The organism is Amycolatopsis sp. NBC_00345, from assembly GCF_036116635.1.
Classification (GTDB): domain Bacteria; phylum Actinomycetota; class Actinomycetes; order Mycobacteriales; family Pseudonocardiaceae; genus Amycolatopsis.
This window is the reverse complement of the sequence record NZ_CP107995.1, coordinates 18748-42693: the sequence shown is the minus strand read 5'-3', so window position 1 is coordinate 42693 and position 23946 is coordinate 18748. Positions and strand designations below refer to the sequence as shown.

The following is a 23946-nucleotide window of genomic DNA, read 5'->3' as shown; positions in this document are numbered from 1 at the left end:
CCCGACGAGACGGAGGCGTGCTTGATGGGCGAGCAGGCGAAGCGGATCCTGGTGTTCAGCCACAAGGCCGAGGTGCGCGACGCGATCGTGAACGCCGTCGGCCGGCGGCCGGCCGCCGACCTCGGCCGCGTGGAGTACGTCGAGGCGGCCGGGATCGCCGACGTGCTGAGCGAAATGGACGCGGGCACCGTCGACCTCGCGATCCTCGACGGCGAGGCGCAGCCCACCGGCGGCATCGGGCTGACCCGTCAGCTGAAGAACGAGATCACCGACTGCCCGCCGATCATCGTCTCCGTGCGGCGCCACGACGACCGCTGGCTGGCCACCTGGTCGCAGGCGGACGCGGTGCTGGAGCACCCGCTCGACCCGCTGACCGCGGCGGAGACCGTCGCCGGCGTCCTGCGCGCCGGGCGTGTGCCCGTCGTCAACGGCTGAGCCCGCGATGAGCACCGCCCCGGTCCCCAGCACCTGGCCGGCCCTGCTGACCCGGCTCATCGGGCGCGAGGACCTGTCCGCGGAGGCCACCGAGTGGGCGATGGACCAGATCATGTCCGGGACGGCCACGCCGGCGCAGATCGGCGGGTTCGCCGTCGCGTTGCGCGCCAAGGGCGAGACGCCGGACGAGATCTCCGGCATGGCCGACGCGATGCTGGCGCACGCGCGGCGGATCGAGCTGGCCCGGCCGTCGGTCGACATCGTCGGCACCGGCGGCGACCGGTCGAACTCGGTCAACATCTCCACCATGGCCACGATCGTCACGGCCGCCGCGGGCGCGCCGGTGGCCAAGCACGGCAACCGGAGCGCGTCGTCGCAGTCGGGCGCCGCCGACGTGCTGGAGGCCCTCGGCGTCAAGATCGACCTGCCGCCCGACGCGGTGCGCCGCTCGCTCGACGAGATCGGCATCGGGTTCTGCTTCGCGCCGGCGTTCCACCCGGCGTTCCGGCACACCGGCCCGCCGCGGCGCGAGCTCGGCGTGCCGACGACGTTCAACCTGCTCGGCCCGCTGACCAACCCGGCGCAGCCGCGCAGCGCGCTGATCGGCTGCGCCTACCAGGACAAGACCCGGGTGCTGGCCGAGGTCTTCGCGCGGCGCGGGATGTCGGTGCTGGTGGTCCGCGGCGACGACGGCCTCGACGAGATCACCACCACCACGACCACCTCGGTGTGGGTGGTCTCCGGCGGCACGGTGACCGAGCGGACCTTCGACCCCGCTGTGCTCGGCGTCCCGCGCGCCACGGCCGACGACCTGCGCGGCGGCGACGCGGCCTCGAACGCCGAGGTCGTGCGCGAGCTGGTCGCCGGCAAGGCGGGGCCGGTGCGCGACGCGGTGGTGCTGAACGCCGCCGCCGCGCTGGCCGCGTTCACCGGCTTTTCCGGCTCCCTCGAGGACGACCTGGCGACCGGCCTGGACCGCGCCGCCCGGGCCATCGACTCCGGCGCCGCGGCGACGCTGCTGGACCGCTGGATCGAGTTCTCGTGAGTGGCTATGACGGTTCTAACCGTCATAGCCACTCACGAGTTGTGCTCAGGACGGCCGGAAGGCGGCGCGGTACGCGCTCGGTGTCGTGGCCCGCAGGCGGCTGAACTGGTGCCGTAGCGCGGCGGCTGAGGCGTAACCGCAGGCGGTCGCGATGTCCTCCACCGAAAGCCGGCCCTGTTCCAGCAGTGCCTGCGCGCGGTCGAGCCGTCGTTCGGTCAGCCAGCGGTGCGGAGTGGTGCCCGTGGCGGCGGAAAAGCGGCGCAGGAACGTGCGCTCGCCCAACCCACTGCGGCGGGCCAGCTCGGCGACGGTGAACGGCTGGTCCAGCCGCCGCTCCACCCACTCCAGGGCCTCGGCGACCACGGCGTCGTCCGGGGCGGCGGTGGCCGGCACCGGCGCCTGGACGAACTGCGCCTGGCCGCCCGCGCGATGCGGCGCCGCGACCATGCGCCGCGCCAGTGTCGTGGCCGCCGCGACGCCCCGCAGCCGGCGCACCAGGTGCAGGCACAGGTCCACCGCGGCCACCGTGCCGGCGCTGGTGAGGATCCCGCCGTCGTCGACATACAGGGCCTGTGGATCGACGACGGCGGTCGGGAAGCGGCGGCGGAACTCCTGCTCGTACACCCAGTGCACGGTGCAGCGGCGGTCGTCGAGCAGGCCCGCGTAACCGAGCGAGAACACGCCCGCGCAGAAGCCCGCCACCCAGGCGCCACGCGCACGGGCGTCACGCAGCACCTCGAGCACCGGCTCCGGCGGCGCGGCGGCGCGTGGCTCGCAGGTCGGCACGATCAGCAGGTCCGCGGTCGCGGCGAAGTCCAAACCGGACAGACCGTCGAGCCCGAAGCCGGACCAGCTCGGCACATCCGCACCGCCCGGTGAGCAGACGGCGAACTCCCAGCCCTCGATGCCGTCGGCGCTGCGGTCGGTGCCGAACACCTCACACGCCACCCCCAGCTCGAAGGGGGAGACCCGGTCGGCCAGCACCACCGCGACCCGTTGCACGTCCATGCCGGCCATGCTGTCACAAGTTTTGCGGCCGTTGTCATCTCTGACACTGGTCGGCGGCCGCGGCCGGGAACACGCTGGGGCGCATGAAGAATCCCGAATCCCGCCCGCTCCTGCAGTGGTCCGCCGCGATGGCGCTGTCCGGCACGATCGGCGCGGTCGTCCTGGAGAGCGGCGCGGCGGCCCCCGCGGTCGCCTTCGCCCGCTGCGTCGTCGGCGGCGTGCTGCTCGTGCTCTGGTGCCTGGCCCGCGGCTGGCTGTGGACCTGGCGGCCGACGCGCCGCGACCTGCTGCTCGCCGCGCTCGGCGGGGTGCTGCTGGTCGGCAACTGGGTGCTGCTGTTCGCCTCGTACGCGCTGTCGTCGATCGGCGTGAGCACGGTCGTCTACCACACGCAGCCGCTCATCCTGGTCGGCCTGGCCGCGGCGTTCCTGGGTGAGAAAGTCTCGAAGACGCACCTCGCGCGCGGCGGGATCGCGTTCGCCGGGGTGATCGTGATCTCACTGTCGGCCAACGGCGACGACGGCAAACCCGTGCGGCTGGCCGGGATCGCGCTCGCGCTGGGCGCGGCGGTGCTCTACGCCGGCGCGTCGTTCGTGGCCAAGCAGCTGAAACACGTCCGGCCGCACCTGCTGGCGGCGGTGCAGTGCACGGTGGGCGCCGTGCTGCTCGCGCCCGCGCTGGCCTTCACGCCACTGCCGCACAGCACTTCAGGGCTGCTCTGGCTCGTGCTGCTGGGCACCGTGCACACGGCGGTGATGTACGTGCTGATGTACGCGAGCATCGGCAGGCTGCCCACCACGACGGTGGCGCTGCTGTCCTACCTGTACCCGGTGGTCGCCGTGGTCGTCGACATGGCGGTCTTCGGCCACCGGCTGAGCTGGCCCGAGGGCCTGGGGATGCTGGCGGTGCTCGCCGCCGCGCTGGCTCCCCAGCGCGGCGGCCGGGCGGCCCGGAAGCCGCCCGAGGTCACTCGTGGTTCGGACCCGTGTGGTACTCGAACACCAGTCCGCCCACGGTGATGAGCAGGGCGACCAGGGCCAGCACGAGCAGCCAGATGTGGAAGAACGCGAGCGCCACGCCGCACAGCGCGGCCGAGGCGGCGAGGCCGATCGGCCAGTAGCTGCCCGGGCTGAAGAAGCCCAGCTCGCCCGCGCCGTCGCTGATCTCGGCGTCCTCGCGGTCCTCCGGGCGCGGTTCGATCCGGCGGGACACGAACTGCAGGTAACTGCCCGCGAGGAACGCGAGGCCACCGGTCAGCAAGAGCGCGACGATGCCGACCGGCTCGGCCTTCTGGCCGGTCGCGTAGAGGGCGGTCATCACCCAGTAGATGGCGGCCATGACGACCGCGAACCCCGCCACCAGGTAGAAAATCCGGGCTTCGACCTTCATGGGACTTTCTCCCCTACTCCTCTGGTTCGCCGGAACCGGTCAGTTGGACGCGGTGCGCGCGGTGCGGTCGGTGTTGAACGGCTGCGTGGTCACCGCGTGCGGGGTGCAGAGCTCGCCGCAGTTCATCGCCGTCAGCGCCTCGGAAGCCGTGTTCGGCTTGCCCGTCTTCGGGTTCGTCTCGGTGCGCAGCTTGATGTACTGGTCGTACTTGTCCGGGGACAGCGCACGGACCTCGAAGTTCATCACCGAGTGGTAGGTGCCGCACAGCTCCGCGCACCGGCCGACGAAGGAGCCTTCGCGGTCGATCGAGTTCTGGAACGAGCTGTCCTGGTTGTTCTTCTCCGGGTCCGGCATCACGTCGCGCTTGAAGTGGAACTCCGGGACCCAGAACGAGTGGATGACGTCGGTGGACCGCAGCCGGTACTCGATCGTCTTGTTCGTCGGGAGCACCAGCAGCGGGATCTCGCCGGACGAGCCGACGGTGCTCACCTGGCTGCCGTCCGCGCGCTTGGCGTTCGCGTCGTCGTACTTGAACTCCCAGTTCCACTGGAAGGCCACCACGTCGACCACGACGTCGGGGTTCGGCTTCTTGGCCAGCACGTCGTTCTCGGCCGTCGCGGTGAAGAAGAACAGCACGCAGACCATGATCGTCGGCACGACGACCGTGAAGATCTCCAGCGGGATGTTGTACTGGAACTGCCGCGGGAGGTCGTCCGGACCCTCGACCGCGGTGTTCTTCTTCTTCCGGTGGAACGTCGCGGTCCAGAAGATCAGGGCCCACACGATGACGCCGACGACCAGCGCGGCGACAACCGTCCAGGTCCAGAGGTTCCGCATCTCGTTGGCCTGCGGGGTGACCCCGACCGGCCAGCCGAATCGGAGGATCTCGTCCCCGGAGCAGCCCGTCGCGGTCAGCGCGACCAGCACGGCCAGCGCGGCGACGCGACCGGCCCGCTTACCCACCGGGGTGCGCTCTGGTTTTCCCACTGCGCCTCGCCCTTTCACCCAGAGCCTCCTCGACCGATCTTCGTGACAGGCGGAGCCTAGCCGAGTTGGCGCTTCCCGCTGACCAAGGGGTAACCACAACGCACGCGGGTAACCCGGCGGGGCCGGGCGGCCGCCGCGCGCGGCATACTGGGCCCTTCCCCGGACCGGCCCGACCCAGAGGTGTGTGAGTACACGTGTGCGGCCTGCTTGGACTGATCTGCGCGACCGAGACCGACGCGGCGAACGCGCGTGAAGCCGTCGGCGCGGCAATGCGCTGCCAGCGCCACCGCGGCCCCGACGAGCAGGACACCTGGGCTGACGCCGAGGTCGTCTACGGCTTCAACCGGCTCGCCTTCATCGACGTCGAGCACTCCCACCAGCCGCTGCACTGGGGCCCGCCGGAGGCGCCCGGCCGGTACACGCTGAACTTCAACGGGGAGGTCTACAACTACCGCGAGCTGCGCGACGAGCTCGCGGCGGAGTTCGGCGCGAAGTTCGAGACCGAGGGCGACGGCGAGGCCGTCGTCGCGGCGTACCACTACCTCGGCGCCGACGCGGTGAAGAAGCTGCGCGGGATGTTCGCCTTCATGATCTGGGACGCCCAGGAGAAGGTCGTCTTCGGCGCGCGCGACCCGTTCGGCATCAAGCCGCTGTTCTACAGCGCGGGCCCGAACGGCGTGGCGTTCTCCAGCGAGAAGAAGAGCCTGCTGGAGCTGTCCGGCACCCTCGGCGTGGCGCAGGAGCTGGACCGCACGGCCCTGCAGCACTACCTGGTGCTGCAGTACGTGCCGGAGCCCGAGTCGCTGCACACCGGCGTGCGCCGGGTCGAGTCCGGCACGTCGTTCCGCGTGACCCCGGGCGGAACGGTCGAGTTCACCCGCTACTTCCACCCGCAGTTCGCCACGAAGCCGGTCAACGGCGCCGCCGAGGCCGACGAGCTGTACCAGCGCATCGCCGATGTGATGCGCGACTCGGTGGGCAAGCACATGATCTCCGACCCGGACGTGACGGTCGGCGCCTTCCTTTCCGGCGGCATCGACTCCACGGCCACCGCGACGCTGGCCAAGGAGCACAACCCGAACCTGATCGCGTTCACCACCGGGTTCGAGCGCGAGGGCTACTCCGAGGTGGACGTGGCCGCGGAGTCGGCCGCCGCGATCGGCGTGAAGCACGTGGTCCGCACCGTCTCCGCCGACGAGATGATGGAGGCCCTGCCGCTCATCGTCTGGTACCTCGACGACCCGGTGGCCGACCCGGCGCTGGTGCCGCTGTGGTTCATCGCCCGCGAAGCGCGCAAGCACGTGAAGGCCGTGCTCTCCGGCGAAGGCGCGGACGAGCTGTTCGGCGGCTACACGATCTACAACGAGCCGATTTCGCTGGCGCCGTTCGAAAAGGTGCCCGGCGGTGTGCGCAAGCTCATCGGCAAGGTGTCGACCAAGATCCCCGAGGGCACCCGCGGCAAGGACCTGCTGCGCCGCGGCGCGCTGCCGCTGGAGGACCGCTACTACGGCAACGCCCGCAACTTCCGCGACGACCAGCTGCGCGCGGTGCTGCGGACCTACACCGAGGGCGTGGGCTTCAAGGACGTCACCGCCCCCTGGTACGACATCTCACGCGGCTGGGACCCGGTGGCGCGGATGCAGCACGTGGACCTCTACACCTGGCTGCGCGGCGACATCCTGGTGAAGGCCGACAAGGTCACCATGGCCAACTCGCTGGAACTGCGCGTGCCGTTCCTCGACGCCGAGGTGTTCAAGGTCGCCGCCTCGATTCCGCTGGACCAGAAGCTGGCCCACGGCACCACGAAGTACGCGCTGCGCCAGGCACTGGCCAAGATCATCCCGCCGCACGTGCTCAACCGCCGCAAGCTGGGCTTCCCGGTGCCGATCCGCCTGTGGCTGCGCAACGAGATGTACGACTGGGCCCGCGGCATCATCAACGACTCGAAGACCGACGAGCTCCTCGACAAGGCCGCCGTGCTGCGGCTGCTGGAGGAGCACAAGGCCGGCCAGCTCGACCGCAGCCGGCAGATCTGGGCGCTGCTGGTGTTCATGCTGTGGCACGGGATCTTCGTGGAGCACCGGATCAAGCCGGCGATCCCGGAGCCGGTCTACCCGGTCAAGCTCTGAGGCCGGTCAGGTTCTTAAGGCCGTTCAAGGTCTGAAGCCGTTCACCCGCCGCGAATCCCGCGGCGGGTGAAGCTTTTTCCGGGCCGGGCTCGAGGGACTTCATGCCGGTGCACAGCTCTGGACAGCCACCGCTGGGCTGGGCTGGGCTGGGCTGGGCTGGGCTGGGCTGGGCTGGGCTGGGCTGGGCTGGGCTGGGCTGGGCTGGGCTGGGCTGGGCTGGGCTGGGCTGGGCTGGGCTGGGCTGGGCTGGGCTGGGCTGGGCTGGGCTGGGCTGGGCTGGGCTGGGCTGGGCTGGGCTGGGCTGGGCTGGGCTGGGCTGGGCTGGGCCAGCATGCCCACCACCGCGCCAGCATGCCCAACGCCGCGTGACTGGATCATCCGAGCCCGCCGCTCCCCTGGCTGGGCCACCCGGCGCCACCACTCCGCGTAAGCCCGGAACATCCCGGCTTCTCCAGCCCTGTCCGGAAACCAGGCGGACGAGGACGGCCCCCTCGCGCCGAGCACGAGAGGGCCGTCCACACCACAAAACCGGGATCAGCCGGGCAGGACCGGGGCGATCTCGTCCGCCGACGCCGGGCCGAAGGCCTCGCTGAGGCGGGCCAGTGCGTCGGCGCGGTCGAAGGTCCACTCCTGGGTGCCGACGGTCTCCAGCACCAGCACCGCGATCAGCGAGCCGAGCTGGGCGGCGCGCTCCAGGCCGAGGCCGCCGTCGAGGGCGGCGAGGAAGCCGGCGCGGAAGCCGTCGCCGACGCCCGTCGGGTCGGCCTTGCCGCGCTCCGGGACGGCGCCGATCTGCAGGTTCACGCCGTCCTTGCCGACGATCTCCACGCCCTTCTCGCCGAGCGTGGTGATGCGCATGCCGACGCGCTCGAGCACGTCGGCTTCGGTCCAGCCCGACTTCTGGAGCAGCAGCTCCCACTCGTAGTCGTTGCTGAACAGGTACTTGGCGCCCTCGATGAACGCACGCACCTGCGCGCCGTCCATGCGGGCCAGCTGCTGCGACGGGTCGACAGCGAAGGTGTAGCCGCGCTGACGGCACTCCTCGGCGTGGCGGACCATGCCGTCCGGGTCGTCCGGGCTGATCAGCACGAGGCTCAGCTCACCGGCGCGGTCGGCGATGGGCTTGAGCTCGATGTTGCGCGACTCCGCCATCGCGCCCGCGTAGAACGTGGCGATCTGGCACAGGTCGGTGTCGGTGGTGCAGACGAACCGCGCGGTGTGCGCCACCTCGGAGACCAGCACCCCCGAGGTGTCGACGCCGTGGCGCTCCAGCCAGGACGCGTAGTCGGCCCAGTCCGCTCCCACGGCGCCGACCAGCACCGGGCTGACGCCCAGCACACCCAGCCCGAACGCGATGTTCGCGCCGATCCCGCCCCGCCGGACCACCAGGTCGTCGGCCAGGAAGCTCAGGGACACCCGGTGCAGCTGTTCCGCGACGAGCTGCTCCGCGAACCTGCCGGGGAAGTGCATCAGGTGGTCGGTTGCGATGCTGCCGGACACCGCGATCCTGGCCTTGTCTGCCACCGGTTCTCCTCATAGCTGTCATGGCTCTGGTGTGCTCGAACTCACGCGAAGTTACCCGCGGGTCATGCCCCGTACGGGTAGTTCCCGCGCCTCGACCGACACTACCGGCTGGTACCGCTTTCCCCCTCGAATCATGGTCAATAGCGTCGGCGACGTGAACGTCACCACCGAACCGGAAACCCTCGGCGAGCTGATCGCCGACTGCGCCCACATCCCGCCCGCGCTCCAGGTCGAAAAGCCCGGCGCCGGGAACCTGCCGCTCCCGCGGGAGACGGCCACGCCGTGGACCGTCGACGACGCCTGCCACGCGCAGGTCGCGGACCTCGACGCCTACGTCTGACCGGCCCCGCACGTCTGACCAGCCCCGCAACGTCTGACCAGCCCGGAGCCCGGGCAACGCGCAACAGGAAGACAGCGCGCCAGCCGGACCCACCCAGCACATGAAGAGGGCCCCCGCCGTCACCGGCCGGGGCCCTCTTCATGTTCCGCGTTCTGCCGAGCCCAGGGCTCAGTGGAAGCTGTCGCCGCAGGCGCAGGACCCGGTGGCGTTCGGGTTGTCGATGGTGAAGCCCTGCTTCTCGATGGTGTCGACGAAGTCGATCACCGCGTCCGTCACGTACGGCGCGCTCATCCGGTCGACCGCCACCTGCAGACCGTCGAAGTCACGGAAGAGGTCGCCGTCGAGCTTGCGCTCGTCGAAGAACAGCTGGTAGCGCAGGCCCGCGCAGCCGCCGGGCTGGACGGCGATGCGCAGGTGCATGTCGTCGCGGCCCTCCTGCTCGAGCAGGGCCTTCGCCTTGGTCGCCGCGGTGTCGGTCAACGTGACGCCGTGGGTCTCCTCGGCGGCCTCGGCCTGCGTCGCGCCGGTCTGCTCAGCGGTCGTCATGGCACTCCCTCTTGGTCGAACTCGGTGCGGGTACTACTCGTGCGCAATTTCCAACGCGAGCCGCGCCCGATCTGTTCCCCCTGCATCGTCGCACATCCAACGCACCTGGTGAACAACGCCGTGACGCCTGCAATACCCTGGCGAGGTGAGGTTCCTGCGCCGAAGCACCACAGACACCGCCGCCGACGACGGCGACGCCATCGAAATCGATGCCGCCACCGGCAAGGCGTCGTACACGCCGGGCAAGGGCCGGGCGACGCCGAAGCGGCGGGAAGCCGAGGCGAAGAAGCGGGGACCCGTCGCGCCGCCGCCCACCAGCATGCGTGAGGCGATGAAGCGCAACAAGGAGCTGCGCAAGGCGAACCCGCAGCTCAAGGAGGAGCGCCGCAGCGCCGCGCGCGAGTCCCGCGCCCGGATGATGGCCGGCGACGAGAAGTACCTGCCCGCCCGCGACCGCGGCCCGGTCAAGGCCTACGTGCGCGACCTCGTGGACTCCCGGCGCAACATCCTGGGCCTGTTCATGCCGCTGGCGATCCTGGTCTTCGTGGCGCTGCTGATCCCGGTGCCCGCGGCGCAGCAGTACATCACCCTGGTCTGCATGGCGATGCTGCTCGTGATGGCCGTCGAGGGCGTGGTGAACGGCCGCCGCATCGGCAGGCTGGCGCGCGAGCGCTTCCCGAAGGAGGCGGTGGGCGTGCGCGGCCTCGGCTGGTACGCGTTCGTCCGGGCGAGCCAGATCCGCAAGCTGCGTGTGCCGAAGCCCCGCCTCAAGCCGGGCCAGCCGATCCCGAGCTGACGTTCGGGGCAGGGTTCGTTAGCGAAGCGAACAACTTCGCCTAGGCTGTGCGCCATGGAGTTCCGACGACTTGGCCGCAGCGGCCTCAACATCAGTGAGATCTCCTACGGCAACTGGCTCACGCATGGTTCCCAGGTCGAGGAGGAACAGGCCCAGGCCTGCATCAAGGCGGCGCTCGAGGCGGGCATCACCACGTTCGACACCGCCGACGTCTACGCCAACACCGCTGCGGAGTCCGTGCTCGGCCGTGGCTTGCAGGGGCAGCGCCGGGAGAGCCTGGAGATCTTCACCAAGGTCTTCTGGCCCACCGGTCCGAAGGGGCCGAACGACAAGGGCCTCTCCCGCAAGCACATCCTGGAGTCGGCGAACGCGTCGCTCCAGCGGCTCGGCACCGACTACCTCGACCTCTACCAGGCGCACCGGTTCGACCGGAGCGTGCCGCTGGAAGAGACGATGCTCGCCTTCGCCGACCTGGTGCGCCAGGGCAAGGTGCTCTACGTCGGCGTCTCGGAGTGGACCGCCGAACAGATCACCCGGGGCGCGGAGCTGGCCCGTGAGCTGAAGGTCCCGTTCGTCTCGAACCAGCCGCAATACTCGATGCTGTGGCGCGTGATCGAGTCGCAGGTGGTGCCGGCGTCCGAGCGCGAGGGGCTGAGCCAGATCGTCTGGTCGCCGATCGCGCAGGGCGTGCTCACCGGCAAGTACAAGGCCGGGCAGCCGCTGCCCGCGGGCTCGCGCGCGACCGACGAGAACGGCGGCGCGAACACGGTCAAGGGCTTCCTGAACGACAAGACGCTCACCGCCGTCGCCAAGCTCGAGCCGCTGGCGGCCGAAGCCGGGCTGAGCATGGCGCAGCTGGCCGTGGCATGGGTGCTGCAGAACCCGAACGTCGCCTCGGCGATCATCGGCGCGTCCCGCCCCGAGCAGGTGCACGAGAACGTCAAGGCGGCCGGGGTGAAGCTGGAGCCGGAGCTGCTCACCGCGATCGACGAGGCCCTCGAAGACGTCGTCGAACGCGACGCCTCGCTGACCCGCAGCCCCTGATCAGCGGCTCAGCAGCCGCTCGGCCACCAGCAGGTCGTGCGGGTAGGTGATCTTCAGGTTCTCCGCGCCGCCGGGCACCCAGCGCACCGGCAGCGCGGAGAACCGCTCCATGCACGAGGCCGTGTCGGTGCCGAGGAAGCCCTCGGCCTCGGCTTGTTCGTACGCCGCGAGCAGCGGCCGGGCGCGGAAGCCCTGAGGGGTCTGGACGCGGATGGCACCCGGGACCCGTGCCGACACCGTCTCGTCGCCGGTCACCGCGACCACGTCGTCGGCGGCCACGCCCGGCACCGCTCCCCCGTGCTCCCGCGTCCGGGCGAGCACGTCGCCGATCAGCTCGGGCGAGGCCAGCGGCCGGGCGGCGTCGTGCAGCAGCACGGCGTCCACGCTGCCGTCCGCGATCCGCGGGGCGAGGTGGCGCAGGGCGTTCAGCTCCGAAGCCTGCCGCGTCGCCCCGCCGTGCACGATCTCGACCGGCCCGGGATGCGCGGCCAGCACCTCGCCGGCCAGCTCGGCGTCCTGCGGCCGGATGACCAGCACGAGCACGCCGACGTCGGCCACCGCGGCGAATGCCGCCAGCGACCACGCCACCACCCGCCGCCCCGCGACGGGCAGGTACACCTTGTTCAGCTCGGCGCCGACGCGGGTGCCGGCGCCACTGGCCAGCACCACCCCGGCCGCAGTCGTTTCCCGCACGTCGCGCGACCCTACTGGGCCGCGGGCGCCGGCGTGCAGCCGAGGAGCACCGGCTGGGCCGAGGAGATCCACGGTGGGCGCCGGAGGTTTTCCCGCGGCGGCCGGTAGGTTTGCGAACGGGTACCCCGGTGAGAGAAAGGCCTGGCGTGGACGCGGACACCAGCATCGAGTTCAGCGAGATCGAGCCGCCCAGCGACCAGGCCCGGTCGGCGGCGATCGCGCTGCACGACAAGCTCGTGAAACCGGCCGGCTCGCTCGGCCGGCTGGAAGAGCTGGGCGTGTGGATCTCGGCCTGTCAGGGGCAGGCGCCGCCGCGGCCGTTCACTCGGCCGCGGGTGGTCGTGTTCGCGGGTGACCACGGGATCGCGAGGAAGGGCGTCTCGGCCTACCCCGCCGAGGTGACCTCGCAGCTCGTCGGCACCATGCTCACCGGCGGCGCGGCGATCAACGTGCTCGCGGCCGCGGCCGGCGCCAGCGTGCGTGTGGTCGACATGGCCGTGGACACCGGGGAGTCGGCCATGCGGTCGATCGGCGAGTTCAAGGTCCGCCGCGGCTCGGGCTCGATCGACGTCGAGGACGCCCTCACCGACGACGAGGTCCGCGCCGCCGTGCGCGCCGGCATCGCGATCGCCGACAGCGAGGTGGACGGCGGCGCCGACCTGCTCATCGCGGGCGACCTGGGGATCGGCAACAGCACCCCGGCGTCCGTGCTGGTCGCCGCGCTGACCGGCAGCGAGCCGGTGGCCGTGGTCGGCCGCGGCTCCGGCATCGATGACAACGCGTGGATGCGCAAGGCCGCCGCGGTCCGCGACGCGCTCCGCCGCGCCCGCGCGGTCCTCGCCGATCCGGTGGCGCTGCTCCGCACCTCCTCGGGCGCCGACATCGCCGCGATGGCGGGTTTCCTGGCACAGGCGGCGGTCCGCCGCACGCCCGTGGTGCTCGACGGCCTCGTCGTCTGCGCCGCCGCGATGGTGGCCGAAGAGCTCGCGCCCGGCGCGCGCCGCTGGTGGATGTCCGGCCAGCTGACCGGCGAGCCCGCGCACGCGCTGGCCCTGGAGCACCTCGACCTCGGCGGCCTGCTGGACCTCGACGTCCGCCTCGGCGAGGGGACCGGCGCCGTCACCGCCCTGCCCCTGCTGATGATGGCGGCCCGCGTACTGGCCGAGATGACCACCCACGAGCAGTCCGGCGTCTCCGGCCCGCTCGTCCCGGTCGAGGCCTCCTGAACCGGCTCACGAACGGAACCGGCCGCGGGCGCGGCTGAACCGCTCACGAACGCACGCGGCTGTGGGGCGCGGCTGAACCCGGCCGTCGTCCCGGCCACCTGATCCGAAGCGAAAGGGCCGCTCGCGACAAGTCACGAGCGGCCCTTTCGCCGTTGTCCGGTTCCGTCGGCGCCGGTCAGCGCAGCGGCAGCATCCAGCCCTCCGGGGCCGGGCGGGTGCCCTCCTGGATGCCGACCAGCTCCTCACGCAGCTTCATCGTCAGCTTGCCCGGCTCGCCGCCCGAGACAGAGAACTCGCCGCCCGCGTGCTTGACGTGCCCGACCGGCGTGATGACCGCCGCGGTGCCGCAGGCGAAGACCTCGGTCAGCTCACCCGAGGCGGCCGCCTTCTCCCACTCCTCGGTGGAGATCCGGCGCTCCTCGACGGCGTGGCCCATGCTCTGCGCGAGCTGCAGCAGCGACTTGCGCGTGACGCCCGGCAGCAGCGAACCGGTCAGCTCCGGCGTCACCACGCGGGCGTCGTCGCCCGAGCCGAAGACGAAGAACAGGTTCATCCCGCCCATCTCCTCGACCCAGCGGCGCTCGACGGCGTCGAGCCACACCACCTGGTCACAGCCCTTCTCCACGGCCTGCGCCTGCGCCACGAACGACGCCGCGTAGTTGCCGGCGCACTTCGCGAACCCGGTACCGCCAGGCGCCGCGCGCACGTACTCCGTGGACAGCCACACGCTCACCGGCTTCACGCCACCGCTGAAGTACGACCCGGCGGGCGAGGCGATCACCGCGAACACGTACTCACCGGCCGGCCGATTGACGCCAAGGCCCGTCTCGGTGGAGATCATGAATGGGCGCAGGTAAAGGGATTCGCCCTGTTTCGTGGGCACCCAGCGCTCGTCCACGGCGATCAGCTCACGCAGCGAGTCGACGAAGATCTCCACCGGCAGCTTCGGCATCGCGAGCCGCTCGGCGGAGTCCTGGAAACGCTCGGCGTTGGCGTCGGGCCGGAACGCGGCGATGGTGCCGTCCGGCTGGCGGTAGGCCTTGAGCCCCTCGAAGATCGCCTGGCCGTAGTGCAGCACGGACGTGGCCGGGTCGAGGGAGAACGGCGCGTACGGGCCCACCGTCGCGTCGTGCCAGCCCTGTGCCGCGTTCCACTTCACCGTCACCATGTAATCGGTGAAGTAGGTCCCGAACCCGGGATTGGCGAGTACCTCGGCGACGCGTTCCGGGCTCGCGGGGCTCGAGTTCGGGACATGGGTGAACTGCGTCGCTATCGTCATGGTTAGACGATAGCGCTTGGTCGGAGGCGCGTTAGTCGGAAGACCGCCTATTTCACACGCCGCATACCCTCGCGCCCACAGCGTGACGCCGCACCCTCCCCGCGACCACCGCACCAGCAGCGCGACGCCGCACGCCCCCATGACCACCGCACCAGCGGCGCGACGCCGCACGCTCCCCATGACCACGGCACCAGCAGCGCGACGCCGCACGCCCCCATGACCACGGCACCAGCGGCGCGACGCCGCACCCTCGGCGCGACGCCACTAGGATGGCCACGTGACCTCACACCCCGCACTGCCGGCCAAGCCCGGGTTCAGCACCGACCTGAAGACCTTCGGCACGGCGGTCCTGCTGACCTTCGGCGCCGGCCTGCTCGGCATGGTCGGCTGGGCGCTGCTGAGCAGCGGCTTCGGCTTCGTCCTCGGCCTCGTCGCAGCCGGCTTCGGCATCTACTGGTGGCGCAGCCTGCACGGCAAGGTGTTCGCCACGGACCTGCCCACCCGCTCGGTGATCATCCTGCTGGTGGTCAACGTCGTGCTGGCCGGGATCCTGCTGCTCACCGCTGCCTGAGGCTCAGACACCTGGCTCAGCGCCGCCCGAGATCCAGTCACCTGGGTCAGTGCCGCGTGAGATCCAGCCACCGGGGCCAGCGCCGCCAAGACTCAGCCGTCTGGGTCAGCGCCGCCTCAGTCATCTCCACCCGAGGCCCGGCTACCCGAGTTTCAGCCGCCCAGGTCAGCGCCTGAGTCGGCGCCACCTGAGACTCAGCCGCCCAAGACTCAGCCACCCGGGTCAGCACCGCCTGAGTCAACGCCACCTGAGACTCAGCCGCCCAAGATTCAGCGCAGCCCGTCGGGCAACTCCGGCGCGGGCCACGCCGGGTCCGGCCGGAAGTCCGTGTGCGTGCCGTCGAACGGGAACGCCCCGCGCTCGGCCAGCCCGGCGAGCCGCTCCCCCTCCGCGCGCAGCCGGTCCAGCTGCTCGGCGGTGAGCCGCCCGGCGACGACGGCCTCCCCGGCCTCGTCCTCGTCCTCCCAGCGCCAGCCGCCGTCCGGGGTGACCACGACGTCCAGCACCCCGTCGATCCGGTCCGGCCCGGCGGCGGTGCGGCCCATCGGCAGCTCGAGGTTGACGTACCACTCGCGGAAGGTGCCGTCCGGCCCGAAGAACCACCACACCGACGACCACTCGTCCTCGGCGATCATCCGCAGCGTGGACGTGCCGTGCCAGGAGTCGGCCACCCGCACGCGCGGGATCCGGAAGCGCTCCTCGAGCGGCGCCTCGTGCATCTTGCGGCCGTCGGCGAGCCGGCTGCCGACGATCGGCGTGCCCATCGGGAGCCAGCCGAACAGCACCCGGCCGTCGTCGGAAACCACGCGCAACGGGTGGTGCTGGCCGATGCTGCCGTCGGGCCGCAGGAACCGCTCGACGACGGTCTGCCCCGGCTCCCAGCGGTAATCACTCATGCGCGTCACGGTAGCGGCGCCCGCGCGCCCGCAGCACCAGTTCGGCGACCGTGCCGAAACCGGCCGCGAGCAGCGCCACGTACGGCGTAACGATCAGCGCCACGCCCGCGCCGACGATCCCGCCGGCCGCCCCGGGCAGGCCGCCTTCCGGCGCGAAGCGCTCACGCGCGTCGGTGAACGTGGTCAGCGCGGCGGGGACCGTCGCGAGCACCACGACCACGGTGAGCAACGGCTGCAGCTGGCCGGCGTCCGCGGCGTAGAGCAGGTCGCGAAAGGACGTCGCGGACAGGCCCAGCCGGATCGGCCCGAGCTGCACCAGCGCGACGAGCGTCACCAGCACCGCGACCCCGCCGAGCGTGACCGTCCGGCCCAGCGCGCGGTCCCCCGCCGCCGGCAGCAAGAACGGCAGCACGACCAGCGCCGCCACCACGATCCCGGCGACGTCCGGCGAGCCGATCCCGCCGGCGGCCGCTACCGGCGCGATCACCGAGCACAGCACCACAAGCACCGCCGCAGCGACCAGCAGCACCACGGTCAACCAGCGTCGCAGCGCCGCCGGCAGCCGGAGTCCGGCCAGATCGGCGGCCGCGACCACCAGGACGAGCCCCGCCGCGGCAGGCGCCGGAGCGGCGGGCACCACGTAGTCGCCGAACACGATCCCGTACACCACTACCAGCGCCAGCCGGGCGAAACCGCCGACGTACCGCTCGGCCCGGGTGTCGCCGGGCGCAGGCAGCCGGGTGGCGAAAACCGCGGCCACCGCGGCGAGCACGACCCCCGCGAGCACCCAGTAACCGGCGCCGGCGGCCCCCACCGCGAGCACGACGAGGAGCCCACCCCCGAGACGCACGATGGTCCCCTTCCGACGCCCGGCCACCCGTGTCATTAGCATGGCTCACGATCCGTCCGGGCGCGCCGCCCGGTACCACCGTGAACGCGCGAGGAGCCAGAAGTGACCGTGCCGAAGCTTGCCCTCTCCGACAACAGCGAGGCGGCACTGGCCAAGACCCGCGCCGACGTGGTGGTGATCGGCACCCTGCAGGGCGAAGACGGCCCGACGCTGGCCGTCGGCGCCGGCATCGCCGACGCCGCGTTCGACGGCAAACTCGCCGAGGTGCTCGCCGCCCTCGGCGCGAGCGGCAAGGCCGAAGAGGTCGTCAAGGTGCCGACGCTGGGCAAGCTCCCGGCTTCCGTGGTGCTGGCCGTGGGCCTCGGCAAGCCGAAGGACGGCGCCGTCACCGCCGAGCAGGTCCGCCGCGCCGCCGGTGCCGCCGGCCGGGCGCTGGCCGGGACCGAGCGCGCGTTCGTCACGCTCTCCGCGCTCGACCTGCAGGCCGCTGTCGAGGGCACCGCGCTCGGCGCGTACGCCTTCACCGAGTACCGCTCCGAAAAGGGCGACGGCCCGCTGGCCAAGGCCGACTTCGTCAGCCCGGAGGACGGCGCCGCGCGCGAGCACAAGGCGACGCTCAAGGCCGCGACCGCCATCGCCGAGTCCGTGATCATCGCCCGCGACCTGATCAACACCCCGCCGAACGACCTGTTCCCGGCCTCCTTCGCCGACCGCGCGAAGAAGCTCGCCGAGGCTGGCGGCCTCGACTTCGAGGTGCTCGACGAGAAGGCACTCAAGCGCAAGGGCTTCGGCGGCATCCTCGGCGTCGGCGGCGGCTCCTCGCGCCCGCCGCGTCTGCTGCGCGTGGGCTACAAGCCGGCGAAGGCGGCCAAGAAGGTCGCGCTGGTCGGCAAGGGCATCACGTTCGACTCGGGCGGCATCTCGATCAAGCCCGCCGCGGGCATGGACCACATGACCTCCGACATGTCCGGCGCCGCCGCCGTGCTCGCCGCCGTGGTGCTGGCCGCGAAGCTCAAGTACCCGCTCGAGGTGACCGCGCACATCCCGCTGGCGGAGAACCTGCCCTCGGGCACCTCGTACCGCCCGGGCGACGTGCTGACCATGTACGGCGGCAAGACCGTCGAGGTGCTCAACACCGACGCCGAGGGCCGCCTGGTCCTGGCCGACGCGATCGTGCGCGCCGCCGAGGAGAGCCCGGACTACCTGATCGAGACCTCCACGCTCACCGGCGCCCAGGTCGTGGCGCTCGGCAGCCGCACCGCGGGCGTGATGGGCTCCGACGAGTTCCGCGACCGCGTCGCGGGCATCATGCAGGCCACCGGCGAGGGCGGCTGGGCGATGCCGCTGCCCGACGAGCTGCGCGCCGACCTGGACTCCCGCCTGGCCGACCTGGCCAACGTCCCCGGCCACCGCTGGGGCGGCATGCTCGCCGCCGGCATCTTCCTGCGCGAGTTCGTGGCCGAGGGCCTGCCGTGGGCGCACATCGACGTCGCGGGCCCGGCGTTCCACACCGGCAGCCCCTGGGGCTACACCGGCAAGGGCGGCACCGGCGTCCCGGTCCGCACTCTCGCCGCGGTGCTGGCGGACATCGCCGACCAGGGCTGACCTGCTTCATTCCGACGCCGGAGGCCCCCTCGCCACGCTGCGAGGGGGCTTTCGCCGTCTGGTGGTGATCGCTCCGGCCCGACTTGTTCGGGGGCGGCAGCTTTGCCGGGATTGGTGGAGCCGATCGGGCAGCGCCAGGCCCTGGGTTCCGGCCTTAGTTTCCGGCCCTGGTTTCCGGCTCCGCTCTCGGATTTCGGCTCCCGCTTGTGCTTCGAACTTCGGCTTCAGCCTCGGGTTTCAGCTCCGGGCATCAGCTCCGGTTCCGGCTTCGGCCCACTGATTCCGGCTCCGGCTCCGGTTTTGGCCCTCGTGCTCCGGCCCTAGCTCCGGCCCTAGCTCCGGCTCCGGCTCCGGCTCCGGGCGCCGGGCGCCGGGCGCAGCACCCGCACCATCGCGACGCCACCCGTCCCCTCACCGCCGGACCGGGCCGCAACCCGCAACCCGGAGGCCACCGTCGAGGGCGGCGACCCTACGCCTCAAATACTCCAGTTGTAGTGGTCTCCCAGACCACTACAACTGGAGTATTTGCACCATAGGGTCCTCACCAGGACCGGACGGGTCACGTTTTCGAAGCCGCCCGGGTCTTCGGAACCGGCCACCGGCGACCGGCTGTTCGGCGTGACGAGCCAAGCGGGCAACGGTGGACGATCCTTCCCCCGCCAGCGCGCCACCCGCCAATCCGGCGGCCAATCCGCCCACCGCGAATGGCTACCGCGAACCGCGCTGCCACCAGCCGACCAACCGCCCCTCACCCGGCAGACAAGGCACCCCTCCACATCTATGGCACCCTCGCGCCCATGGAGCGTGACGAGTACCTCGAAGCGGCGGTCCGCGACGTCCTCACCGGCGACGAGGCGACCGTCGACCGGCGGGTCGGTCACGCCGCGCTCCTGCTCGCCACCGCGGGCGCACCTGGGCAGGCCGACCGGCTCGTCGCACATTGGCAGCAGGTCACCGAGCGGCCCGTCACGCGGCTGGCGGACGACGCCGTGCGCGCGCGGGCCTGGGCGATGCTGTTCGAGGCGCGCGGCGTCCGTCCACAGTGGGCGGACGCACTGTCGCCTTTGGACCTCGACGCCGAAGAACGGACGCACCAGGCGCTGTTGACCCGTCGCGTGTCCGACTTGGAAGGGGTCTTCGACGGCTCGCCCATCGCGGGCGTCGTCGCCGGGCTCGCGCCGGGCCGGGCCGACCCGGTTCGCACAACGCTCGCCGAGGGCGACCTCGAAGGGTGGGCCGCGCTCGTCGCCGGCCATCCGAGTCCGGACGTCGCAACCCTCGGCGCGACCCGCCCGCTCGCTGCGCGGCTCGTGGCCGGCGCCGACCCGCTCGGGCTCGGCCCCGAGTGGCCGGAGCAGTGCGCCGCGGCGCTCGTCGCCGCCTTGCGCGAGCGCTACCCCACCGACGCCGGCAGCTGGCCCGAGCTGGTCGCCGCGATCCTGCGGCTACGCGGCCAGCAGGCGCCCGCCCCGGCGTCCGAAAGCGAGGTCGCGGCAGCCGAAGCGCGACTGGGCACTCCGTTGCCCGCCGACTACCGAGAGTTCCTACGGACCGCCGATGGGCTGCCCGCGGACGTCGTTTTCCCCCGTCTGCTGCCCGCGCGCGAACTCCGTGCGGACGGCCCGGTGGTGATCGTCGCCGAGCCCGCCGTGGTGCTGCTCACCGCAACCGGCGGCCAGTGGCGGGCGATCGAGGTCGACGCGGTGTTCGGCAGCACCCCGCACCCGACGTTCCGTGCGCTGCTGGAGCACCACCTGCGGCTGCTGGAGGCCGCCGGCTGACCCCGGCCTGACGCTGGGTGACGAACCTCACCCAGGCGCCTGGCCACGCTTCTTTCGCTCGGTGTACTCGCGCATGCGCTTGGGGTAACCGACCCGGGCCACTTCGTACACCGGGATGGACCGCCGGTGCCCGAACTGCTGGGCCGACTCGAGGCCGCCGATGCGGCGCCGGGTCCACTCGCCGTCATGCGCGACCAGGACCACGGTGGCCTCCGTGACGTTCGTCTTCGGTTCCACAAAGGCCTCCACCCCGCGCCGGGTCGCGGCCCATTCCTCCAGGTGCCGGGTGTCCTCCGAGCTGGCCTTGCGCGTCGTGCCCGGTCTGCCGCCGCGGCCGCGCCGGCGCAGCGAGTCGAAGATCCCCACTCCGACCACCTCTCTTCCTGCTCGTGTCTTACACCCATTATTCCCGGGCCATGGTGTGGTCGGTGTCGCAAAGGCCGCCTTGGCCCGGCTAGGTCGCAGGCCGGATCAACGTAGTGACAAGATGGCCTTGTCGCGCGCGCGTTTATACCGCGCCGGGCGGCAACAGAGCTTCACCCCTACCGCTTGCCGAGGAGTTATTGAAGTGACCGACACCTCCGCCGACCTTGTGATCCTGGGAGGCGGATCGGGCGGCTACGCCGCGGCGTTCCGCGCGGCCGAGCTGGGCCTTTCCGTCACGCTGATCGAGAAGGACAAGCTGGGCGGGACCTGCCTCCACCGAGGCTGCATCCCGACCAAGGCCCTGCTCCACGCCGCCGAGGTCGCCGACGAGACCCGTGAGGCCGAGTCCGTCGGCGTCAAGGCCGTCTTCGAAGGCATCGACATCGCCGGTGTCAACAAGTACAAGGACGGCATCGTCTCCCGGCTCTACAAGGGGCTGCAGGGCCTGGCCAAGGCCCACAAGGTCAACCTGGTCGAGGGCTCCGGCACGTTCGTCGGCGGCACCACCGTCGAGGTCGACGGCACCCGCCACACGGGCAAGAACGTCATCCTCGCCACGGGCTCCTACTCCCGCACGCTGCCCGGCCTCGAGCTCGGCGGCCGGATCATCGCCAGCGAGCAGGCGCTTTCGCTGGACTACGTGCCCAAGAAGGTCGTGGTGCTGGGCGGCGGCGTGATCGGCGTGGAGTTCGCCAGCGTGTGGGCCTCCTTCGGCGTCGACGTCACCGTGGTCGAGGCGCTGCCGCGGCTCGTGCCGAACGAGGACGAGTTCGCTTCCAAGCAGCTCGAACGCGCGTTCCGCCGTCGCAAGATCACCTTCAAGACCGGTGTGCGGTTCACCGGCGCGAAGCAGGACGACAACAGCGTGAGCGTTTCGCTGGAGTCCGGCGAAACCATCGACGCGGACCTGCTGCTGGTCGCCGTCGGCCGCGGCCCGAACTCGGCCGGGCACGGCTACGAGGAGGCCGGCGTCAAGATCGAGCGCGGTTTCGTGCTCACCGACGACCGCCTACGCACGAACCTGCCGAACGTCTACGCCGTCGGCGACATCGTCCCCGGCCTGCAGCTCGCCCACCGCGGCTTCCAGCAGGGCATCTTCGTCGCGGAGGAGATCGCCGGGCTGAGCCCGCGCGTGATCGACGAGAGCGGCATCCCGCGGGTCACCTACTCCCACCCCGAGGTCGCCTCCGTCGGCCTCACCGAATCCCAGGCCAAGGAGAAGTACGGGGCGGACGTCACCACGTTCACCTACGACCTCGGCGGCAACGGCAAGAGCCAGATCCTCAAGACCTCCGGTGGGGTGAAGCTGGTGAAGGCCCCCGACGGCCCCGTCGTCGGTGTGCACATGGTCGGCGACCGCGTCGGCGAGCTGATCGGCGAAGCGCAGCTGATCTACAGCTGGGAGGCGTTCCCGGAGGACGTCGCCCCGCTGATCCACGCGCACCCCACCCAGACCGAGGCCCTCGGTGAAGCGTTCCTTGCCCTCGCGGGCAAGCCGCTGCACGTGCACAGCTGACGTCTCACCGGCAGAATCCACACCACGTTTTACAGATCAAGGGAGTCAGCGAACGATGGCCTACTCCGTCACGTTGCCGGAGCTCGGTGAGAGCGTCACCGAAGGCACCGTCACCCGGTGGTTGAAGCAGGAGGGCGACACCGTCGAGGTCGACGAGCCGTTGCTGGAGATCTCCACGGACAAGGTCGACACCGAGGTCCCGTCGCCGGTCGCCGGCACGGTTGTGAAGATCAGTGCCCAGGAGGACGAGACCGTCGAGGTCGGCGCGGAACTCGCCGTGATCGACGACGGCACCGGCGGCGTCCCCGAGTCCTCGTCGGCGCCCGCCGCGGCGCCTGTGGAAGAGAAGCAGCCGGAGCCGGAGGCGGCTCCCGAGCCGGCCAAGGCCGAGGCCCCGTCGCAGCCGGACACCGCGCCCGCTGCCGGTGGTGAAGGCACCGAGGTGAAGCTGCCCGAGCTGGGCGAGAGCGTCACCGAGGGCACCGTCACCCGCTGGCTGAAGCAGGTCGGCGACTCGGTCGAGGTCGACGAGCCGCTGCTGGAGATCTCCACGGACAAGGTCGACACCGAGGTCCCGTCCCCGGTCGCCGGCACTGTGCTGGAGATCCGCGCGGGCGAGGACGAGACCGTCGAGGTCGGCGGGGTGCTCGCCGTGATCGGTGACGCCAACGCGGCGCCGAAGCCCGCGGCGGCCCCCGAACCCAAGCCCGAGCCCAAGCCGGAACCGACGCCCGCGCCGGTCCAGCAGGCCAAGCCTGAGCCAGTCCAGCAGGCCAAGCCCGAGCCGAAGCCGGAGCCCACGCCGCAGCCCGCCGCGTCCACTTCGGACAACGGCTCGGCCGACGGCCCGTACGTGACCCCGTTGGTGCGCAAGCTCGCCTCGGAGCACGACATCGACCTCGCCGGCCTGACCGGCAGCGGCGTCGGCGGCCGGATCCGCAAGCAGGACGTGCTCGCCGCGGCCGAGGCCAAGCAGAAGGCGGCTGCCTCGGCGCCCGCCGCTGCCGCCCCGGCGGCCCCGGCCAAGCCGGCGGCCGCGCCGTCGGCTCCGCGTGCCGCCTCCGTCTCGCCGGACATCGCCGCCCTGCGCGGCACCGTCCAGAAGGCGAGCCGGATCCGGCAGATCACGGCGTCGAAGACCCGCGAGTCGCTGCAGGTCTCCGCGCAGCTCACGCAGGTGCACGAGGTCGACGTCACCAAGGTCGCCAAGCTGCGCCAGCGCGCGAAGGCGGCGTTCAAGGAGCGCGAGGGCGTCAACCTGACGTTCCTGCCGTTCTTCGCCAAGGCGACGGTCGAGGCGCTCAAGCAGCACCCGAACGTCAACGCGTCCTACAACGAGGACACGAAGGAGATCACCTACCACGGCGCCGTGCACCTGGGCATCGCGGTGGACACCGACAAGGGCCTGCTCTCGGTGGTCATCCACGACGCGGGTGAGCTGAGCCTGGCCGGTCTCGCGCACCGCATCGCCGACCTGGCGGGCCGGGCGCGCGCCGGGCAGATCAAGCCGGACGAGCTGTCGGGCGGCACCTTCACCGTCACGAACATCGGCAGCAACGGCGCCCTGTTCGACACGCCGATCATCGTGCAGCCGCAGTCCGGCATGCTCGGGACCGGCGCCGTCGTGAAGCGCCCGGTCGTGGTGGCCGACGCCGAGGGCAACGACACGATCGCCGTCCGCTCGATGGTGTTCCTGCCGCTGACCTACGACCACCGCCTGGTCGACGGCGCGGACGCCGGCCGTTTCCTGACCACGATCAAGCAGCGTCTGGAAGAGGGCAACTTCGAGGACGAGCTGGGTCTGTAAGGCCCCGGCAGTTCCCGCAGCGAAGGCCGCCGCGCTCCCCCCACGGGTGCGGC

The 23946-nt window shown here is 71.6% G+C and carries 23 protein-coding genes; 13 read left to right on the top strand and 10 right to left on the bottom strand.

What is annotated here, in order from left to right; translation table 11 throughout:
* The first annotated feature begins 24 nt into the window (after positions 1–24).
* Together OG943_RS00195 and trpD are read left to right on the top strand one after the other, a co-directional pair.
* Positions 25–435, top strand: a complete 411-nt coding sequence (locus OG943_RS00195; protein ID WP_328607603.1) for a hypothetical protein — start codon at positions 25–27, stop codon at positions 433–435.
* Positions 436–442: 7 nt separating this feature from the next.
* Positions 443–1480 (top strand): anthranilate phosphoribosyltransferase, encoded by a 1038-nt coding sequence (gene trpD, locus OG943_RS00190; RefSeq protein WP_328607602.1) that lies wholly within the window; start codon positions 443–445, stop codon positions 1478–1480.
* A gap of 45 nt (positions 1481–1525) precedes the next feature.
* On the opposite strand, the gene OG943_RS00185 is transcribed toward trpD, so the two are convergent.
* Positions 1526–2488 (bottom strand): GlxA family transcriptional regulator, encoded by a 963-nt coding sequence (locus OG943_RS00185; RefSeq protein WP_328607601.1) that lies wholly within the window; start codon positions 2486–2488, stop codon positions 1526–1528.
* 83 nt (positions 2489–2571) lie between these two features.
* Between OG943_RS00185 and OG943_RS00180 the strand changes: the two genes are divergently transcribed.
* Positions 2572–3507, top strand: coding sequence for a DMT family transporter (locus tag OG943_RS00180; protein ID WP_328607600.1), 936 nt, complete (start codon positions 2572–2574; stop codon positions 3505–3507).
* Here the strand turns inward: OG943_RS00180 and OG943_RS00175 are convergent.
* Positions 3455–3877, bottom strand: a complete 423-nt coding sequence (locus OG943_RS00175; RefSeq protein ID WP_328607599.1) for a cytochrome c oxidase subunit 4 — start codon at positions 3875–3877, stop codon at positions 3455–3457. The two genes, OG943_RS00180 and OG943_RS00175, sit on opposite strands and share 53 nt — an antisense overlap.
* A 39-nt stretch (positions 3878–3916) precedes the next feature.
* Positions 3917–4864, bottom strand: coding sequence for an aa3-type cytochrome oxidase subunit II (ctaC, locus tag OG943_RS00170; RefSeq protein ID WP_328607598.1), 948 nt, complete (start codon positions 4862–4864; stop codon positions 3917–3919).
* Between the two features lie 194 nt (positions 4865–5058).
* Between ctaC and asnB the strand changes: the two genes are divergently transcribed.
* Entirely contained in the window at positions 5059–6993 is a 1935-nt protein-coding gene (gene asnB / locus OG943_RS00165; protein ID WP_328607597.1) for an asparagine synthase (glutamine-hydrolyzing), read from the top strand.
* 534 nt (positions 6994–7527) lie between these two features.
* On the opposite strand, the gene OG943_RS00160 is transcribed toward asnB, so the two are convergent.
* Positions 7528–8517, bottom strand: coding sequence for a carbohydrate kinase family protein (locus OG943_RS00160; RefSeq protein ID WP_328607596.1), 990 nt, complete (start codon positions 8515–8517; stop codon positions 7528–7530).
* 154 nt (positions 8518–8671) lie between these two features.
* Between OG943_RS00160 and OG943_RS00155 the strand changes: the two genes are divergently transcribed.
* Positions 8672–8857, top strand: coding sequence for a hypothetical protein (locus tag OG943_RS00155; RefSeq protein WP_328607595.1), 186 nt, complete (start codon positions 8672–8674; stop codon positions 8855–8857).
* A 168-nt stretch (positions 8858–9025) separates the two neighbouring features.
* Here OG943_RS00155 and OG943_RS00150 read toward each other — a convergent pair whose 3' ends face one another.
* The gene (locus OG943_RS00150) at positions 9026–9403 is read right to left on the bottom strand and encodes a HesB/IscA family protein (protein ID WP_328607594.1); all 378 of its coding nucleotides are present in this window, start codon (positions 9401–9403) and stop codon (positions 9026–9028) included.
* Between the two features lie 145 nt (positions 9404–9548).
* On the opposite strand from OG943_RS00150, the gene OG943_RS00145 reads away from it, so the two are divergent.
* Both OG943_RS00145 and OG943_RS00140 read left to right on the top strand, forming a co-directional pair.
* Positions 9549–10199, top strand: a complete 651-nt coding sequence (locus OG943_RS00145) for a DUF3043 domain-containing protein (RefSeq protein ID WP_328607593.1) — start codon at positions 9549–9551, stop codon at positions 10197–10199.
* 54 nt (positions 10200–10253) lie between these two features.
* A complete protein-coding gene (locus OG943_RS00140; RefSeq protein WP_328607592.1) occupies positions 10254–11243 on the top strand; it encodes an aldo/keto reductase family protein in 990 nt (329 codons plus the stop codon).
* Here OG943_RS00140 and OG943_RS00135 read toward each other — a convergent pair whose 3' ends face one another.
* Positions 11244–11912: an IspD/TarI family cytidylyltransferase gene (locus OG943_RS00135; protein WP_328611946.1), complete on the bottom strand. Its 669-nt coding sequence runs from the start codon at positions 11910–11912 to the stop codon at positions 11244–11246.
* A gap of 170 nt (positions 11913–12082) precedes the next feature.
* Here OG943_RS00135 and cobT point away from each other — a divergent pair, with 170 nt between their 5' ends.
* Positions 12083–13162, top strand: a complete 1080-nt coding sequence (gene cobT / locus OG943_RS00130; protein ID WP_328607591.1) for a nicotinate-nucleotide--dimethylbenzimidazole phosphoribosyltransferase — start codon at positions 12083–12085, stop codon at positions 13160–13162.
* A 175-nt stretch (positions 13163–13337) separates the two neighbouring features.
* Here the strand turns inward: cobT and OG943_RS00125 are convergent, their stop codons facing one another.
* A complete protein-coding gene (locus OG943_RS00125) occupies positions 13338–14441 on the bottom strand; it encodes a branched-chain amino acid aminotransferase (protein WP_328607590.1) in 1104 nt (367 codons plus the stop codon).
* A 277-nt stretch (positions 14442–14718) separates the two neighbouring features.
* Here OG943_RS00125 and OG943_RS00120 point away from each other — a divergent pair, with 277 nt between their 5' ends.
* Positions 14719–15012 carry a hypothetical protein gene (locus OG943_RS00120; protein ID WP_328607589.1) on the top strand — a complete coding sequence of 98 codons (294 nt, stop codon included), beginning with the start codon at positions 14719–14721 and terminating at the stop codon, positions 15010–15012.
* A 269-nt stretch (positions 15013–15281) separates the two neighbouring features.
* Here the strand turns inward: OG943_RS00120 and OG943_RS00115 are convergent, their stop codons facing one another.
* Together OG943_RS00115 and OG943_RS00110 are read right to left on the bottom strand one after the other, a co-directional pair.
* The gene (locus tag OG943_RS00115; RefSeq protein ID WP_328607588.1) at positions 15282–15908 is read right to left on the bottom strand and encodes a DUF402 domain-containing protein; all 627 of its coding nucleotides are present in this window, start codon (positions 15906–15908) and stop codon (positions 15282–15284) included.
* Positions 15901–16758 carry a sulfatase gene (locus OG943_RS00110; protein ID WP_328607587.1) on the bottom strand — a complete coding sequence of 286 codons (858 nt, stop codon included), beginning with the start codon at positions 16756–16758 and terminating at the stop codon, positions 15901–15903. The genes OG943_RS00115 and OG943_RS00110 overlap by 8 nt, the downstream gene beginning before the upstream one ends.
* 102 nt (positions 16759–16860) lie before the next feature.
* Here OG943_RS00110 and OG943_RS00105 point away from each other — a divergent pair, with 102 nt between their 5' ends.
* Positions 16861–18363, top strand: a complete 1503-nt coding sequence (locus tag OG943_RS00105; protein WP_328607586.1) for a leucyl aminopeptidase — start codon at positions 16861–16863, stop codon at positions 18361–18363.
* 797 nt (positions 18364–19160) lie between these two features.
* Positions 19161–20144: an SMI1/KNR4 family protein gene (locus OG943_RS00100; protein WP_328607585.1), complete on the top strand. Its 984-nt coding sequence runs from the start codon at positions 19161–19163 to the stop codon at positions 20142–20144.
* A 27-nt stretch (positions 20145–20171) separates the two neighbouring features.
* Here OG943_RS00100 and OG943_RS00095 read toward each other — a convergent pair whose 3' ends face one another.
* Positions 20172–20519, bottom strand: coding sequence for an oxidoreductase (locus OG943_RS00095; RefSeq protein ID WP_328607584.1), 348 nt, complete (start codon positions 20517–20519; stop codon positions 20172–20174).
* A 193-nt stretch (positions 20520–20712) separates the two neighbouring features.
* Between OG943_RS00095 and lpdA the strand changes: the two genes are divergently transcribed.
* Positions 20713–22086, top strand: a complete 1374-nt coding sequence (lpdA, locus tag OG943_RS00090; protein ID WP_328607583.1) for a dihydrolipoyl dehydrogenase — start codon at positions 20713–20715, stop codon at positions 22084–22086.
* A 55-nt stretch (positions 22087–22141) separates the two neighbouring features.
* Entirely contained in the window at positions 22142–23893 is a 1752-nt protein-coding gene (sucB, locus tag OG943_RS00085; protein ID WP_328607582.1) for a 2-oxoglutarate dehydrogenase, E2 component, dihydrolipoamide succinyltransferase, read from the top strand.
* The last annotated feature ends 53 nt before the right edge of the window (positions 23894–23946 follow it).